The organism is Desulfopila sp. IMCC35008 (genome assembly GCF_010646885.2).
GTDB lineage: Bacteria > Desulfobacterota > Desulfobulbia > Desulfobulbales > Desulfocapsaceae > Desulfopila.
Genome location: NZ_CP050700.1, coordinates 5,745,902 through 5,761,780 on the forward strand (window position 1 = coordinate 5,745,902; position 15,879 = coordinate 5,761,780).

18 protein-coding genes and 1 pseudogene are annotated in these 15,879 nt (G+C 45.0%); 4 read left to right on the top strand and 15 right to left on the bottom strand.

Annotation, left to right across the window (positions count from 1 at the left end):
* The first annotated feature begins 21 nt into the window (after positions 1-21).
* Positions 22-3,279 carry a hypothetical protein gene (locus GA520_RS24595; RefSeq protein WP_163336054.1) on the top strand — a complete coding sequence of 1,086 codons (3,258 nt, stop codon included), beginning with the start codon at positions 22-24 and terminating at the stop codon, positions 3,277-3,279.
* 571 nt (positions 3,280-3,850) lie between these two features.
* On the opposite strand, the gene GA520_RS24600 is transcribed toward GA520_RS24595, so the two are convergent.
* The 11 genes from GA520_RS24600 to GA520_RS27355 all read right to left on the bottom strand — a co-directional run bounded on the left by GA520_RS24600 (position 3,851) and on the right by GA520_RS27355 (position 10,302).
* The gene (locus tag GA520_RS24600) at positions 3,851-5,017 is read right to left on the bottom strand and encodes a TraB/VirB10 family protein (protein ID WP_205749186.1); all 1,167 of its coding nucleotides are present in this window, start codon (positions 5,015-5,017) and stop codon (positions 3,851-3,853) included.
* On the bottom strand, positions 5,014-5,751 hold the full coding sequence (locus tag GA520_RS24605) for a type-F conjugative transfer system secretin TraK (RefSeq protein ID WP_163336055.1): 738 nt from the start codon (positions 5,749-5,751) through the stop codon (positions 5,014-5,016). The genes GA520_RS24600 and GA520_RS24605 overlap by 4 nt, the downstream gene beginning before the upstream one ends.
* Positions 5,744-6,319, bottom strand: a complete 576-nt coding sequence (locus tag GA520_RS24610; RefSeq protein WP_163336056.1) for a type IV conjugative transfer system protein TraE — start codon at positions 6,317-6,319, stop codon at positions 5,744-5,746. Before GA520_RS24610 ends, GA520_RS24605 begins: the two co-directional genes overlap by 8 nt.
* On the bottom strand, positions 6,316-6,597 hold the full coding sequence (locus GA520_RS24615; RefSeq protein WP_163336057.1) for a type IV conjugative transfer system protein TraL: 282 nt from the start codon (positions 6,595-6,597) through the stop codon (positions 6,316-6,318). Before GA520_RS24615 ends, GA520_RS24610 begins: the two co-directional genes overlap by 4 nt.
* Before the next feature lie 30 nt (positions 6,598-6,627).
* The gene (locus tag GA520_RS24620; RefSeq protein WP_205749187.1) at positions 6,628-6,963 is read right to left on the bottom strand and encodes a hypothetical protein; all 336 of its coding nucleotides are present in this window, start codon (positions 6,961-6,963) and stop codon (positions 6,628-6,630) included.
* Between the two features lie 58 nt (positions 6,964-7,021).
* Complete coding sequence (locus GA520_RS24625; RefSeq protein WP_163336058.1) at positions 7,022-7,525, bottom strand: OmpA family protein; 504 nt, start codon at positions 7,523-7,525, stop codon at positions 7,022-7,024.
* Positions 7,526-7,653: 128 nt separating this feature from the next.
* Entirely contained in the window at positions 7,654-8,094 is a 441-nt protein-coding gene (locus GA520_RS24630; RefSeq protein WP_163336059.1) for a hypothetical protein, read from the bottom strand.
* Positions 8,091-8,627, bottom strand: a complete 537-nt coding sequence (locus GA520_RS24635; protein WP_163336060.1) for a sigma-70 family RNA polymerase sigma factor — start codon at positions 8,625-8,627, stop codon at positions 8,091-8,093. Before GA520_RS24635 ends, GA520_RS24630 begins: the two co-directional genes overlap by 4 nt.
* A gap of 249 nt (positions 8,628-8,876) precedes the next feature.
* Positions 8,877-9,746 carry a plasmid replication initiator TrfA gene (trfA, locus tag GA520_RS24640; protein WP_163336061.1) on the bottom strand — a complete coding sequence of 290 codons (870 nt, stop codon included), beginning with the start codon at positions 9,744-9,746 and terminating at the stop codon, positions 8,877-8,879.
* 6 nt (positions 9,747-9,752) lie between these two features.
* Entirely contained in the window at positions 9,753-10,109 is a 357-nt protein-coding gene (locus GA520_RS24645; protein ID WP_240910037.1) for a helix-turn-helix domain-containing protein, read from the bottom strand.
* Positions 10,066-10,302: a helix-turn-helix transcriptional regulator gene (locus GA520_RS27355; RefSeq protein ID WP_163336063.1), complete on the bottom strand. Its 237-nt coding sequence runs from the start codon at positions 10,300-10,302 to the stop codon at positions 10,066-10,068. The genes GA520_RS24645 and GA520_RS27355 overlap by 44 nt, the downstream gene beginning before the upstream one ends.
* Before the next feature lie 111 nt (positions 10,303-10,413).
* On the opposite strand from GA520_RS27355, the gene GA520_RS24650 reads away from it, so the two are divergent.
* Entirely contained in the window at positions 10,414-10,917 is a 504-nt protein-coding gene (locus GA520_RS24650; protein WP_163336064.1) for a hypothetical protein, read from the top strand.
* A gap of 137 nt (positions 10,918-11,054) precedes the next feature.
* Here GA520_RS24650 and GA520_RS24655 read toward each other — a convergent pair whose 3' ends face one another.
* The 3 genes and pseudogenes from GA520_RS24655 to GA520_RS24665 all read right to left on the bottom strand — a co-directional run bounded on the left by GA520_RS24655 (position 11,055) and on the right by GA520_RS24665 (position 12,550).
* A complete protein-coding gene (locus GA520_RS24655) occupies positions 11,055-11,936 on the bottom strand; it encodes a HipA domain-containing protein (RefSeq protein WP_304511349.1) in 882 nt (293 codons plus the stop codon).
* A gap of 132 nt (positions 11,937-12,068) precedes the next feature.
* A pseudogene (locus GA520_RS24660) lies at positions 12,069-12,311 on the bottom strand (HipA N-terminal domain-containing protein); the annotation flags it as partial.
* Positions 12,308-12,550: a helix-turn-helix domain-containing protein gene (locus tag GA520_RS24665; RefSeq protein WP_015402924.1), complete on the bottom strand. Its 243-nt coding sequence runs from the start codon at positions 12,548-12,550 to the stop codon at positions 12,308-12,310. The gene GA520_RS24665 and the pseudogene GA520_RS24660, both read right to left, overlap by 4 nt.
* 843 nt (positions 12,551-13,393) lie before the next feature.
* Between GA520_RS24665 and GA520_RS24670 the strand changes: the two genes are divergently transcribed.
* Both GA520_RS24670 and GA520_RS24675 read left to right on the top strand, forming a co-directional pair.
* Positions 13,394-14,143 carry a YkgJ family cysteine cluster protein gene (locus GA520_RS24670; RefSeq protein ID WP_163336066.1) on the top strand — a complete coding sequence of 250 codons (750 nt, stop codon included), beginning with the start codon at positions 13,394-13,396 and terminating at the stop codon, positions 14,141-14,143.
* A 123-nt stretch (positions 14,144-14,266) separates the two neighbouring features.
* A complete protein-coding gene (locus GA520_RS24675; RefSeq protein WP_163336067.1) occupies positions 14,267-15,082 on the top strand; it encodes a CPBP family intramembrane glutamic endopeptidase in 816 nt (271 codons plus the stop codon).
* A 128-nt stretch (positions 15,083-15,210) separates the two neighbouring features.
* On the opposite strand, the gene GA520_RS24680 is transcribed toward GA520_RS24675, so the two are convergent.
* Positions 15,211-15,810, bottom strand: coding sequence for a flavodoxin family protein (locus GA520_RS24680; RefSeq protein WP_163336068.1), 600 nt, complete (start codon positions 15,808-15,810; stop codon positions 15,211-15,213).
* Between the last annotated feature and the right edge of the window lie 69 nt (positions 15,811-15,879).

Consider the following 15,879-nt stretch of genomic DNA (forward strand, 5'->3'; position numbering starts at 1 on the left):
AATCCCTTTTACTAACTCATCATGACCGCACCATTTTCAACAACCACACAACCGCTGCCCCTCTATAAAATCACTCCACCGATGCACCTGCCGAATAAACTGGTACCACGTCTGCAACTGTTGGAGGATCTCAGGCATCTCCATGCTAACCGGAAAAAGGTGATTGTCATTGAAGCCCAGGCAGGATCAGGCAAGACCGTTTTCGCTCAACAGTATATTCACCAGAGTGGATGGCCAATGGGTTGGTGTCAAATAGGCCCGGAAGACAGTGACCCGATTGCATTTTTGCATGTTCTGCTCTCGCTTTTACATCAGCAGCTCCCAGGATTTTGCTCCAATGAAATAGCCGTCGCTCTTGAGCAAGGGACGATTCACTATCGTGAAATTGATAGATTTGCTGAGATTCTCGCCCAGGAAATAGCCAGTGTTAATTGTTATGGGTTCCATCTGGTCCTCGACGATCTTCATTTGATTGAACAGGCTGCCGGCAGCATCAGTCTGCTGACAACACTTATCAGAAAAACGCCGGCTTGGATGCAATGGATCCTGCTCTCCCGTCACTCTGTGAATCATGTACTGAAAATCGACAAAATTGACCGCCCGACTCTCAAAATCAGTCACGATGAGCTTGATTTTTCTCTTGAGGAAACCGTTGGTCTGCTCAACAATGTTTTTCAACTGACCGTTCCGCTAGAACAGGTCAGGCATTTCCACGATCAGACGAAAGGATGGGTATCAGGTATCGTTTTATGTGCGATGCACTCGCGACGGAAAACAAAAGTTGAAGGGAAAACTAATATTACGGTTGATTTTTCAGGAAACCGGCAACATCTCACTGACTATTTTTTGAAGGATGCGCTTACCGATTTTTCAATGGAAGAAAGACAGAACATCCTCCAGATGGTGCTGCTGGAAGAACTGCCGTTTGCCTTGCTCTCTAGACTCTTTGACCAGGAACAAGCAAAAAACATTGTCAGCAAGATGGAACTGAACAACCTCTTTTTCCGCTGTATCGATAGAGATAACAGTCTCTACAGTTTTCACCATCTCTTTCGAGAGAGTCTTATATCTGTAGCCATAGAGCAACTCTCAGAAGATCAACTGCAGGAAGTTCAGAGTCAAGCAGCACAGTACTATCTTGAGCATCAGGAACCGCTTCGTGCATTATATTACGCACTGAAAAACAATGACATAGCACTTGGCGAGCGGATTCTGCAAGACTTCGGAATTGAGCTGCTGCATCGCAATAGAATCGAGACATTACGTCAGACTCTCGATTTGTTTAATGAACAGACCATAGTGAAACTTCCCTGGCTCAGTTTCTACTATGGAGCATGTATGCAGGATTCCGAACCGGTTAAAGCTTATCCCTTTTTAACCAATGCCCAGCGAATTTTTTCCGAGCAGAAAAACGATCTCGGCATTTTACTGGTAAACAGTCAACTTATTGAATACCACACTATCATAGATGGGCATTTCAAGAAGATGACAGGATATGTCGAAGAGCTAGAAAAATTGTACATTGAGAAGTCTGAAGTTTTGCCATTACCCTTGCAAATACGGGCTGCTTATTCCCTTGCCTTAGGATTTTGCTTTCTCCAGACAGATATGGACAAAGTAGAATACTACGATACGTTTGTGTTGGAGATGAGTATAAAGAACCAACTCGAAAATCTGACAGGCATGTCCAGAGTGATTCGAGGGTATCGCTTCAGCTTTATGGGGAACTGGGCTGGGTGCCGGGGTGAAGTTGAAGCTACATTACCTCTTCTGAATAATCCGCGAGTCAACTTTCTTACCAAACTTTTTCTACAGATGATGCATATAAATTTACTCGCAATGGAAGGAGATTTTACAAATTATCGCTATCTGAAACAGAAACTGTTTGCCTTATCGGAATCGGATGCAATCTCGCAAAGTACCTTTGCTCCTTTTGTCTGCATCTGGGATACAGATATAGCGTTAGCGGAAGACCGGGAAGAAACAGCAGAGAGTATTCTTTCAGAAGCCTTGCAGAAGGGATATGCCGCTTCCGGTCCGCACATGCGCAGCCAATTTCTGCACTATCAAGCGATCACTTTCGCATTACAGAAGAAAAAAGAAGAGTCCCTCGCAGCTATTCGGGAGTCGCTTAAATTAAGGGATATAGCCGGTGGTAATGCTTTTCTTCTTCTGAATAAGACTATTCTTGGGAAAGCTTACGCTCTTCTTGGCATGGAAGATGACGCAGAAAATCTTTTTGAAGAAGTGATACAATTATCGAGTCAAATCGGGGAAGAATTTCAGCGGGTTGGTGCATTTGCCCATCGCTCCTGGCTTCGTCTGCAAAATGGTGATAAATCTGAGGCTCTTAAAGATAGTGAGAGCTGTCTCCAGCTCATGAAAAAGAACGGATACCGACATTTCTTTTCCTTAATGCAGGATACATTTATACCGGTTCTCAAATTGGCTCTCAGCCACAATATCGAGCGCGACTTTGTAACCACACTACTGTACGACCAGTTTAACATTGGCGTTACCAAAAAAGGGAATCTCGTCCCTTTGTTGGAGCTTCGAATGCTCAGTGATTGGTCTATTAGTGGTCGTGGTACTGTTCAACTCAGCGTTCATGACCTTTCAGAGTTTGAAAGGCAGTTGCTCTATTCCATCGCGGAAGGCCAGGGGACACCCGTTGATAGAAATGTTTTCGCTGAGCGTCTTTGGCCGGAGAAGGTGGAGCAGAAACAGCGAATAAGCCTTGAAGTACTGCTATCCAATTTTCGTAAAAAAATGGCCCCCCTTGTGTCTCCCCATGACCCTAAGGAGTACCTCAGCATCGAACAGGGAAGGATCAGGCTACGGCATTGCCGTATCGATGTGTTGGAATTCCTGGGACACATAGATCAAGCAGAGGACCATTATCAAAACGACAGGTTATGGCAGGCTGGTAACAGTTTCAATCTCGCATTTCATCTCTTGGGGCAGATGGGTTTGAAGGCATTACAGTGGAATGGTTCGCTGCCAGCTAAGATAGAAATCAGGTATCTTTATGCTGCCAAGACATGGTCTTCACTTCTAGAAAAACAAGGCCGCAGTGATGAAGCCCGCCAACTCCTAGAAAATACCTTTGTACAGATTTCGCTTGATTGTGAATTGGCCCGCCAACTCTACAACCTGCACGCGAAATCTCAGAACCCGTTAGCAGCAACGGCAGTAGCAGATACGTATCGGAAAGCACTACAGAATGGCGAGTACTCTGAAAGCGACAGAGAAGAAATGATGACAAAGTTTTGGAATTGACGTGATCCAATTCTGACAAAGATTGTTTTGTGAGAAATGAATACTCTTAACAATCTTAACAAAACCAAATGTTAGCAGTTTCACCATCTTTCTACTAGGGTAGAACCGGTTTGAAAACGGGAATTGTACAATAATGGTGCAATATCAAAGAAAACCTTCCAAAGAATCCGTTAAATTTGGTATTGGACCACCATCTTTAACATTGCCACTACGAAGGTGGGTGGTCTTCGCGCCAGCTCCAATAGTAGATGTTTCCTGTATCTACAAACTCGGGGTACATCGAGTTTTGACTCAGGTTAGCCCGTTCTAGCTGGGAAAATATTGTCAGGCAACCTGCAAGATTATAACTGATGATCGTCCATGGGCTGACAACTCGTTCAAACTAGAGCACGTCCGAGAATATTCCAGATTAATAATCGAGAGGAATGCTCCATTTTTCCAGCCTCGTTTTGCATGGAGTAGCGAAAATCTTGCGCTGGCTGGGAAGTGTAGGGCGAACTATATCAGCGCACTTTGGGCTGCAGATAGACAAGACTATAATCCCTTGCTTAAAGTTGTGAGATCTTAACCCTTATAAAGTCTCTCCTTGAGTCTCCCTGATTTCCAGCTCTTTTCCCTCGGAAACAACAACGGTGATTTTCTTTGATGCGCCCACTTCGATTACGGGAGTTGCCTGCTTGGCAAGACTCAGGTAAAAATCATGCAAACTTGCCGCTCCCTCTGACAAACCACCACCAATCGAATATTTTGCTACTTGACCGGAATCGATGGTCGTTGTTGTTCCAAGAGCTGAGGTTGATTGGGTTGTGGCCGATGATTTGAGCATATCCCCCATGCCGCCAAAGAAGCCGGCCACGATAGTTCTGGCAGTGGCTGCGCCCATTCTTGAGACGACTCGTCCGGACAAGCCGACTTTGCTGTCTGAGTCTGTGACAAAACCTTTGATCTGGGTATCAATAATTGCTTTACCCTCGTTACTCAGGCATGAAAGTGAGACGAGCCGCACATCTGCCCGCTCTTTGTCGAGCCTTCCGACTGCTTCAGCAATGACGAAGCATCCTGCCAGGTTGGCCTTGATATCATTTGGAAGAACTGCCGGAGTTTGTATTCTGAGTAGGAGCGGTTCGGGGTTGTTGGTTCCTTTGCCTGAGGTAGAAGCATCGAAACCGGTCAATAGTTTTGCCTCCATAAAGGAAGGGGGGAGGTAGACTGTCCTTCCTTTTTTTTTATCGTTCTCAGGGCCTGGCTCTCCGGAAGCAATAGTTGAGTTCGACAATACACTGATCTCACCGATCAACTTTGGCTCAGGTTGAGGATGTGGCGGCAGGTTTGCGGGTATGGTTCTTCTATCAGGTGGCAAAGGCCATGGCTGCTCATTGGGCAGAGGTTGTGGAAGCACTGTAGGTTGAGTCACCTCGTCGGCAGAGGGAATTTGCGGTAGAGTTTTTTCGGTAAGTTGCTGTTCCGTTCTTTTCTGCTCCCGAGCTAATTTGTCTACCGTTTCCTGAAGAGATTCAAGTTGCCGTCTTTGTTCTCGGAGCATGGTTTTTTGGATCAAATCTGGTTCAAGCTGGATTTCGCGAGTTTTCTTTTGCCCGAAAAAACCTTTGGAAGTACCAGGACCGGAAGTGTTGTACCCGGTAGCAACCAGAATAATAAAAACGACACCGATTCCGGCCCAGATAACAATCTTCTTTTGTTTGGGACCTAGATCGTTGAATCTCTTTTTGAGGCTCATTTCACCCGCTCCTTCTGATCCACTACAAAGACCATGGTGGACTGGTTAGGCTCTAAGGTGTGATTATCAACGGCTACAGCAAGAATTGAATTGCTGATGGATGAGGAGAGGAAAAGCTGTTCATTCACATCAATCGAGCCCTCTGAGAGGGATGTTGCCTGATATTTTCTTAAACGAAGTCCAACGCCATCCACATCAACAACCTGCAATAACAGTATTTCCAGATCGGGTGAAAGAGATATCGTCCTGGTTGAATCGCTTATCCGATAACTTGCTGGGTATTCACCGTGGTAGGCCTCTCTGATGAGTAGAAGTGCCTGTTTCTCCAGAGGCATTTTTTGATAGTGGTTAATGTTTTTCTTGAAAGTATCGCCGTTGGGGGATGCAAGACGGAGCGTTACAGAGGGGATGTCCGCAGGTGTGACGAGCAGGGTGTATACCGCATTGTTGCAGACCACAAATAGTTCACTCTGGGTATCTGCGTATACATATTCAGATCCAGAATCCTCGATCCTGAATTTGATAAACCCATTATTGCCGGAAAAATGACCAGTCATGGCCTTTTCCTGAGAGAAAATTAAATCATTCATCGGTCCTGGGCAGACGATACGATTGATATCCCTGTTGGAGAGTTTAACTGCCGTTGGGATCTCTGCCTGGATCACCTCACTTGCCAGGCAGCCACCGGCTACAGTTAGAATCAAGACAGCCGATGTGAGTAATATTCTAACCACGTTCTTGCTCCTGCCGTTGTGTCAGTTTTTCTTTGAACGATACGATGTAAAATCTGCCGTCTTGTAGGCGGTAGTCGATCAGATAGGTTTTGCTGGTATTCTCAAGCAATGTATCCCCGGCATACTGTTTAAAATTCCCAAAGACTTCTATGAATCCCTCAGTGATACTGATTTTCTCGAGATAGAAGACTGAGCTGACCTGCGATTCTTCGACTCTGCTGGCCAAGGAATACCAGGAATTGGAAGCCTGCGGATATGCCTCTGGAGCAAAATAGGCGAGCAGTTCCTCAAACTGGCCCCGTGCTGTAGGGGGTGAGTAGGTGGCTGCAAGACTTACAATTCTCCTGCTTATGTCTGAAATATAGGCGTCATTGGGTTTGCCCTGAATAAACTCGACAGTCCCGGTCATCGTCGGTGGGATCAGGACTACTCGTTGATATTTTACCGCTCGATAGACCATGGCGGAATTGAACATGACGGTAAGCGCCAGTATGGTGATGGTGAACTTGAGCAACCTGTTTTGGGCAAAGAGGTTGCTTGTTTTCTGCAGGAAGATCTCAGCTTTCATTCATGAAACTCCCTCTGGAAATAATCGGGATAATTTTTCATCTGAATAAAACCGAACATATAGAGGACATGCCTGAGAAACCCTCTTGATTGTGATCTCTTGGTCCGGGTGTAGAAGTATTGGGTTATCAGAAACACCAGCCACATAATTTTGCCGTAAAGAAGGGCCAATGTGAGGGTGAATACACAGAGGATCAACTCGTCTGTCTCGAACCAGAGTACCTGGACGGGTCTTGAAAGATACTGGGGGAATCTGTGGGTAAAATTGTTTTCGCTCAACGGATCTTTCTCCTCTGGATTCCGTGGCTTTTAGCTGATTATTGCACCAATGGTCTGGACAACAGCGTCAGCCTTGAGTAGAAATGCTCCACCTAAAACGACACCTGCTGCAGGTAAAATCATTTGCCGGATAGCAAGTATTGCCGAAAACACCATGCAGGCGACGCCGGCCACAAAGCCGATAGGTCCAAGCAGGATCTGGTTCACCCCGATATCGTAAAGATCATAGGCAAAGGAACCTGCCGCCGGCACGGTCATGGCGGTTGCATTGCTGGATATCAGGCAGAGCGTTGCAATAATGGCGAAGGTTGTAAGATTTCTACCCTGTTTTCCCTTGGCAGTTTGTGACAGGATTTTGTCGTTCATTCGTTCTCCTCCTCTTAGAGAAATATTTATCGTTCCAACACCATCTGTCTTGCGTCGGCTATTGTATCCTGATCTCAACCCGGCGATTTTTGAATAATTCCTCCGGGTTGGTGGCTATGGGGTCCGCCTCTCCTTTGGCTTGTAGTGCGACCACAGAAAATCCTTGGCTTTTAAGAAAATTGACCACCGTAACAGCACGTTGCATAGAGAGCAGGAGGTTGTCTTGCTCAGAACCAAGTTCACAGGAATATCCGGTGATGAACAGCGGAGTATCATGTGCAATTCCATAACTCTGCATATTGCCAAGGAGTGTTTGTGCAGCCTTGGATGAAAGAGCTGCGCTACCCATTTCGAAATGAATCTCTGGAAGACGATAACTTGGCGTCGGTAATTTATTCATTCTTGGAGAATCTGTGATCACAAAGGTGACGCACATGACCTTCCGAGTAGTATTCGACTGGAACTCGTACAATGCCTGACGAATCTCCATTGCCTCCAGCGCTACTGATGGCAACAGGAGGGCAGTCATTGCGAAAATTATGATTTGGGTTTTGTTCTTCATCTCTGTCTTCTTTTTTCCGACTATGTGACCAATTTTATCTTCCCAACATTGTCCCGATTGGAGGTGGATGAGTTGTAATCGGTAAAGGTAAGTGTCAATAAATGCTGTTTATTACTTATTTGTTTGTGCTAAGTAAGAGACGAATCAGGCTGTTTGTCGGCACGTTTTTTCTCACGATATTTTGCCACCTGAACGCGGTTGCGTATTTTGTAGAGGCGTTTTATTTGTTGTCTGGTGAGTAAAAAACAAAAGGTCGTCTGGATTTCTTCGATGAGTGTGCTCATCTCAAGTTTTTGACCAGGTGCGAGATTGAAGTATCTGCTGGATGCATATCGTTCCCATTTTGTGGGAAGATCGGCTGTCCTTAGAAAACTGTGACGAGCCTTTAGAGAAAGACGGCTCAACTGGGCACGCAAAATTTCCTTGTTACCCCAAATTTTTTCTAGGAATTGCAGGCAGAGCTGGTCTTCTCGGCTGAGAGGGTCATTGATGATACCCTCGCGCTGCAGATAGCTGAGAATTTGTTTGGGTATTGAGATTTCCTTCGCATATTCAGAAAGAGGAATCATCGAATTGTTCCTTCAATTTTCTGGATACTTTCACTCACCACCCGACAGGCATGACGACGGCTGATATTGAATTCTTTGGCAATATCAGGTGTGCTGGCAGGGGTGGATTGCTGTAACAGCCAGCGGCAGATTTCACGTTGACGCTTGCTGACAGCCTGTAAAGCCTGTTCGATCTCGATTTCTTCAGGTTCGCTGGTTTCCTCGTTGGGCTCCTCTGGACTGGGAAGCAAATAATCTTCCAGGCAATGGACGGTCTGGATACCTGAAGCCAACTTGATGCAACTTGTTTTAAATATGACTCGGAAAAACGGGATAAATCGTTCTGGAGATTCTTTTTTCTTGGAGGTGATCAGAGCCTTTACGGAGGCAATTGCGGCTTCTTGATAGAGATCTTCGTAATCGCCAACCATGAATTTGATATAGGGCGAGGCAATCTGCCGAATGAGGCTCTTATTCGACGATACCCAGCGTAGTGCTGTGGACCACGTCTCCTGTCTGGATAGTTGTTGATCTGTCGGTAATGAACATGTCATTTCTCATTCCCTAAAAGATTAATATAAGATTAAAAATGATTAGGCATTTGCGGCTGCTCTCCTCAATCCCAATGTTTGTAGGCGCTGCCGCGATTTTCTTAAAATGGAATTACGACCGCTATGCCCCCTTTGTGCGACCGCTATGCCCCCTCTTTACGACTGCTATGCCCACCCTTACGACTGCTATGCCCCCCGGTTGCGACCGCTATGCCCACTCCTTACGACCGCTATGCCCCCTGGTTGCGACCGCTATGCCCCCCTGTCAGGTGTCCCGGGATAGTTGGTGTCCCGTTTTTTTACGTGAACTTTGTCCTGGAGATCTATTTTCCAGGAAGTGATGAGTTCAGCTTTGGTCAACTCATCCAATGCGCGTCGCAGCTTTCCGCGAAAATCCGACAATCTGCCGATGCTCGCCCCGCATAAATGTTTTAGCGTTGCGACTTTTATCGGGTAGGGTTCTTTGTGGCTGGCATAGAATCCATGCAGCCATTTGGCGAGGTCAGTCTTCAACTTCAGCCGCTGGTGCCACTGCAGCTGAGTCCAACCAGCGTTAAAGAGTCTGCCAAGCTTGGGATTTATCTTGAGGAAGTAACCCTGGCTGGAGCTGTTGTAGATAAATTCATCAACCAGTGAACCTGCATAGGTATATGAGTCGGTCCAATAGCTGTTTTTGACCTCTAGGGTGATCTCTACCGCAGATCCGGTGAGCCGTCTGAGGCAGTCCTTGAGCCATTCACGGCCTGATTTCCCGGACCTGCGACCTATTCCATGAAGAAAGCCCTTTCCGGTGAATCGCACATATTCACTGGTTGTTTGTTGCAATGAGACCAGGTGAAGAGCATGGATAAGTACATCAAAATCACCCTGGTCGAGGCGCCAGCCGGTATAGCGAATATCGAGTCCCTTTACTGCAGCGATGACCTCTCCTTTGACAGCTTTCCGACGACCACGCTGGATGACACCAAAGAGGGAGGAGCGCAAACAGATATTCGGGATGCCCCGGGTTTGTATAGGCCAGAGTGGGAGGGGGGAAGAATCTGCTCGTGTTTTTAACTCTTCCTGAAGCTCAGGTGAAAGACACTTCAATCCTTTGGTTGTTGGATCATCTTCACGTTCCACTCTGCATTACCAAAGGTGAATATCTTTTGGTTTCCTCTTCCGGCCCGGTTGCTTTGGTGTTTTTTCCTTCATGGCAGATGTGTCCAAAAAATTATCAAGATCAGACCTTCGAAAAAGGAGTTTTCCCTTTTGTTGACCAGAAGGTCGTGAAAATGGAATTGAACGCTGCTCAACAGCTAACCGTCTGAAGTGGTCAGGAGAAAAACCTACATATTCAGCCGCCTGTTTCAATGTCATGACAGTGGGCTCGGGAGGAGCTCTTTTCGCCAGCAATCTGAGAATTTCATTTTGAGTTTCCTCGATTGCTGCAAGTCTGCTATCAATATCCATAATCTGCTCGATCTTGATATATGTACCCTTCAACAGCCTTCCTGATTTCCTCGGGAGAACCCCAAACCCATGTGACTCGGCTGATAGCTGTTACTTCTTCCAACCTCACAGCGACAGGGGGCGGGCAGGGACGTCTACCCCGAATAATATGACTCAGAAAATCAGGTCCGATATCGGCTAACCTTGCGATTTCTTTCTGTGTGATTTTCTTTTTGTTAGGTTTCATGGTCAGTTATGTTATAAAAAATAGACCGTGAGTCAACAAGAAAGTAGACCAAGGTAGACCTAATGTGCTTTTTTTCTTTCAAAAGTTGAGCAGTTGGTCTATAGTTGACTTATGGATCAATTAATTTCAAATCAATTTCGAGCAGCTCTTACACATTTGTTGGCTCAAGAAGGTCGAGGGGCACAGGCCCGTCTTTCAAAACAACAGGACATTGATCGTGGTTATCTCAATGCCATTGTCAAAGGCAGGAAATCAGGTTCTGAAAAGATACGGTCAAAAATAGCCAGCCATTTCGATATGGCCTATGAAGATGTGTTTGTTCTTGGGCGGCGTGTATTGGAGCAAGCTGAGAGTTCAGCTGCAAATTCTGAAAATCAAACATTTGATGTTTTAACGACAGCGGAACCTACCCCCAAAAATACAAACGGTGACGATGCTATAGATTTTAAGGTCCCGGCAAAAGGAGAAGATGGGTCATCAAATATCCACACCAGAATACTGAAAACGATTGAAGTTCTCGAATCTGAAACAAAATATGGTGATCTTCTTGCCGGTTTGATCGATGCTTTTCATGATTCTCTCAACACGAAAAGAGAAAAAGAGACAATACATTGACAAATGAAAGGGCTTGAGGTTCAAGCCCAAGAGGTTGAGCAAAATGTGGACAATGAGAAAGAATGAAAAAAAGCTGCTTAAAATTGTCCGAGAGGCGTTGAAGTTAAGGGGGCAGTTATCATTGCGGGCCGCTACAGCTAATTCCTCATAATTTCCTGTAGCCGAGCAAGATTTGTGGGCAGCACAGTATGGAGATCCGAATAAATCACTGCTTTACCATACTGCTTTTCATGCATAGCCAGTACCTTCTCGTATATTTTTCCAATTTTTTGAGCAGTTGCTGTGATAATTTCAAAAACCTTTTCAGGTCGAAGTTTCATATCCTTACTGAATTTGACAAAAGCACTTTGGTTTACTCGATCATGCCTGTAGGTATTACCTATTGCCATGGCAAGTTTGCGATCCAAATTAGGATAAACCTGCGTTGAAACTAAATCATAGAACGGGGCGAGCGTAATAGTATCTTTGTGGATAATAGAGAAATTCTTACCATGCGCATCATTGTTGCCTATTAGAAAATTGAAGGTCATGACAGAGGTCAGCTTTTGTTTTACCACTGATATATCGGCTGATAAATGCTCTTCGGCTAGTTCTCTGCAGTGTAAAAAGCCTGGGCCGCCCTGTTCCTGATATTTTCTATGAAACGGTAGCCCCATTGCCTGACAGAAATCTTCCTGATGTACCCTTTTCACTATGTTCTCTGAGTGGAACCGATCATAACGTTCTATAAGAAACAGTTCATAGCCTGCAAAAGTGTATAATTCAGAGTGAGGGACTGAGAGGCCAACCTGCCGGGCCAGGTCCATACAGAATGCTTCATTTCTCTGGATATCATGAAAATAAGGACTGGCAGGTTTTATTATATGCGTTGTAGGCGATGCCGAGTTCTCAGGGAGATAAAAACTTCCCTTCTCAAAATACACTGGTAATTTGTCTTGAGCTCCGGCAATTGATAGGCGGGCGTTAGCTAACTCAGGATATAATTTGTGTTTACCAGGATCAGATTCGATGGCCTGCAATGCATTTTGCAGCTCAACGTCTATACATCGATACTTGCTGGAATGAGGAAGAATATCTTCACTCTCAGGAATAATGGAGAGGGCACCAGCGCAATCTTCTCCAAAATTTTCGAGAAAGGCAAAGGTGTCTTTTTTGTCAAATCGACGGTTGAAGGCTAGAATGGTTCGTGCGTCACTCTCGGGAAAGAGATTTTCAAAAAAAGCTGTGCTGACTCCAGGGGAAAATCGTTCTTCTTGACATGGCAGTGATAGTGATATTTGCCGCCCACTGTTTTTGAGCCACTCGGCAGCGTATTGAAAGGTGATTTTGCCTTTTGGGTGTCTTGATATTGTACCGACGATTTGTTGATCCCAGTAAACTGTGAGATTACTCATTTGTCGATATCTCCTTCGGTTAGGTAAACTCTCAGCCCTACGGTACGTATCAAATCAAAAACTTTATCAAGTTGAGCTGTGGTTTTGCCCTGCTCGATATTACTTATAAACTTCACGCTCGTTGCGGTGTAGTCGGCAAGGTCCTTTTGGGTCCATTGCTTCTTTTTGCGAGCATCCTTGATTGCCGGGCCAATATATTTTGGTAGGCGTACATGATATGGATATTTTATTTTTGACATGGTGTGAAGAGCTCCTTTTTTTAACCGTACAGTTAAATTTGCTGAGAGTCAATATATTTTAACCGAACGGTTAATTGGTGTAAGATGGGGTGTGACTTAACCGAACGGTTAAACAAGTAGAGTTTAGGTCAGGTTTCTAATGGCTTTCTTGGCTGTGTTTGGGCAAATGTCATTCAAGACACTGGTTTACATAATAATATTTTTTTTCAGGATGGTGCCAGGCAAATATTTTGGGTAATTCTCAAAAATGTGTTTGCTCGACGAAAAACGATTCAATATCTATCTTTCGAAGAAAAAACATTTACAACTCTGGATAGTGTAAACCCAGAAATGAGAGGAGAGGGGTCGAAAAAATATTTGACCTTTTGAGGGATTTTTAATTGAGAGTGTAATTCTTTTTTTGAAAAATGGAGCAAAAATGGAACAAATCGATATTTTACTTTTTCAAATTTAAATTAAAACATGATGTTATGCTAATAACAGCACTGGACTCAAAATCCAGCGGGGGCGACCCCGTGTCGGTTCGATTCCGACCTCCGCCGTCAGGTACATAATGGTGGACTAAAAATCGGGTTGGTGCTTCTTCAAGGGAAGAGATGAACTTCTGGTAAGAAATATCCGCTGTTTGCCCTGCACTGCAATTGGAGGAGCATTATTCAGATATGAGCTGGTTATAAGGAACATATATTTTCATTGAAATGTTCGGTTGGCCGTATAATAATCTCTCTAATATCCAATCATTTATGAACTTTTGATTTGATCAACTTTTGCAGCAAATCAAATTGTTCTGATGTGTCTGCACATTTGATTATAGCTGCACCGGTTGCCGATAATGAGAAAAACATGGACAGGCGACAAAAGCAAAAAGAAGCACAGCACCGCCGGGGGCAAAGGCTTCTTGCAATACAGAGCCAAAATACAGCTATACAGCTAGCCGGTGCGCTCGATCACTTTGGTATTACAAAGGCCGTTTTGGGCTGGGTAATGAATGAATTTGCCAAGTCCGTTTTGCCTCTGCCGGATGAAGCGGCCTGTGGGGCGGGGTGTTCCTGGTGCTGTCATCTAATGGTAGAGACTTCAATCCCTGAACTTCTGGTCATTCACGAGGCATTTTCAGCCCAGGTTCCTCCTGAAATGATGATAGCTTTAACAACACGTCTTGAAAAGCTGGCCCATGCTGGCGAGCTTTGTGATGAAGATACCTGGTCTCTGAACCAGCTCCCTTGTCCTTTTATCGATGAAGCAAACGGCTGCCTGATTTATGCTGTTCGTCCGTTTGCCTGCCGGGCTCATCATTCACTGGAAATGGAGTCATGCAGAAGAGGATATGATGAAAAAGCCCCCGTGCTGATCCCCTCTTTCCCTCTTTACAGGAGGAATACGGAGCTGTATTCTCGTGTCTTTATTAATGTTATGGAGGAAAAAGGTTTTGCCTCTTTTTCTGTCGGATTTATCAAAGGGATATCCATGCTTGTTGAAAAGCCGGAACTTGCAGATGCATGGCTTCAAAAAGAAGATGTTTTTGGTCCGGCCCGGGTTAGAAAAAGAGGGGCAGCGTTGAAAATTTCGCCCTCTTTTGAGGGGAGAGATTAAATCCAGCGGAGGCAACTCCGTGACGGTATGATTCTGACCTCCCCAGCGATTTGTGATAAACTGTGGATACTACCAACGTATCAGTACTATTTGAATATTCGTTACTTTAATCTATGGTGAGTCATGAATCTTGGCTCCAGAAGATCACAACTCATTCTATTTATAATAATCTCTTACGCCTATTTGTGGCTCCTGTTTGGCCTTGGAAGGTTATTCGAAATTCCGTTCTCTTACGATATTCATGAGCCTGGAGGCATTCTTGTTCTCTTCGGTGTTCCGTCCTCCCTGTTTGCTGCAGGCTTCGTGACTCTGATTACTCGTGGGAGTGGTGGTCTACGCCAACTGTTTCGCTATACATTGGCATGGCGTTTCAGTTTTAAATGGTATCTATTCGGTCTGCTGACACCTCTACTGGTATCATTTTCGTGTGGGTTTGCTGCAGTGTGGATTGACGGCATAAGAATGGCCGAAAATTGGTTTTCACCATCCATGCCTTTAGGATTCATGACTTTTTTACTGATATACATTGGGCTGGGTGAAGAGATAGGATGGAGAGGATTTGCTTTGCCCCGGTTTCAAGAGATCCTAGGGTCCCTTGGAGGCAGCATAGCGACCGGGGTGTTTTGGGCGTTTTGGCACGTACCTCTATTTTTGATGCCGGGATCATCACAGTACGGTCATTCAATACCTCTTTTCGTCTATTTACTAACCTGCTGGACTGTCCCGATGGCAGTATTTGTAGATAAAGCTAACGGAAGTGTCATCCCCGCCATCCTGTTCCATGTGGCCGTGAACTTCCTGGCGTTCGCGATCCTGCATCCATATAAGTATTTTTATATATTTTGGGGAATCACAGCGGTTATTGCAGCGCCATTTCTTCCAAGGCCACTGTTTCGGTTTGGAAACCGATCTGTGAAGATTGGAATGTTCGCTAACTAATTGAAATATTATGACAAAATAATATGTGGTCAGTAGTCGAGTCTCTCCCGATTTATAGGCGGTTGTTTCGTTTGTGCCGGTATCAGGAGAGCGGCTTACAAATGTTTATGACTTAACTGAATACAGCTTCAAGCAACAAGCTTTTTAACCAATGAATCAATTTTGCGGTTGTATTGTTCAGTAAGAACCGGGCTCTTATCCTTGCTGATTAACCCGACAAAGAGAGAGCCAACAGAGTCAGCACCCACAAGTTTAGCTGCTCTCTTCAAAGGTTTCATCGTATCATAGAAAATTCGCCCCATAATCCCGGGAGCAGCGCAGGACGAAACCAGAACAGCTTTCTTCCTTACCCCTCCATCCTTACGAAATTTAGGTGCATTCATGTCCCACGGCCAATATCCAAAAACCACTAGCCGCTCGAGGAAGCGTCTGAATAGAGCAGTCACTGAATACATGTTTGTCGGTGATGCGAAAATATAGCCGTCAGCTTCTTCAATCTTTTGGACCAAGTCTCCCATATTGTCATTAAGGACGCATTTGCCGGGTGTCGTTCCGGGTTCCTGGGTGCAGTTGCGGCAGTTTGTGCAAAACTCTATCGGGACATCCCTGAGTGCAATTATCTCCATTTGTATGCCAGCCTTGTGCGCAGCATGCTCAAAGCGTTCAATGATCTGATCTGTTATTCCACCATCCCTATATGATCCACTTATTGCCAGAATCTTTTTCATAGCAGACTTCTCTTGATCGTTCAGGTTTAGAGTTATAGATGACGATTGCCATTTTCCATATAATATCAG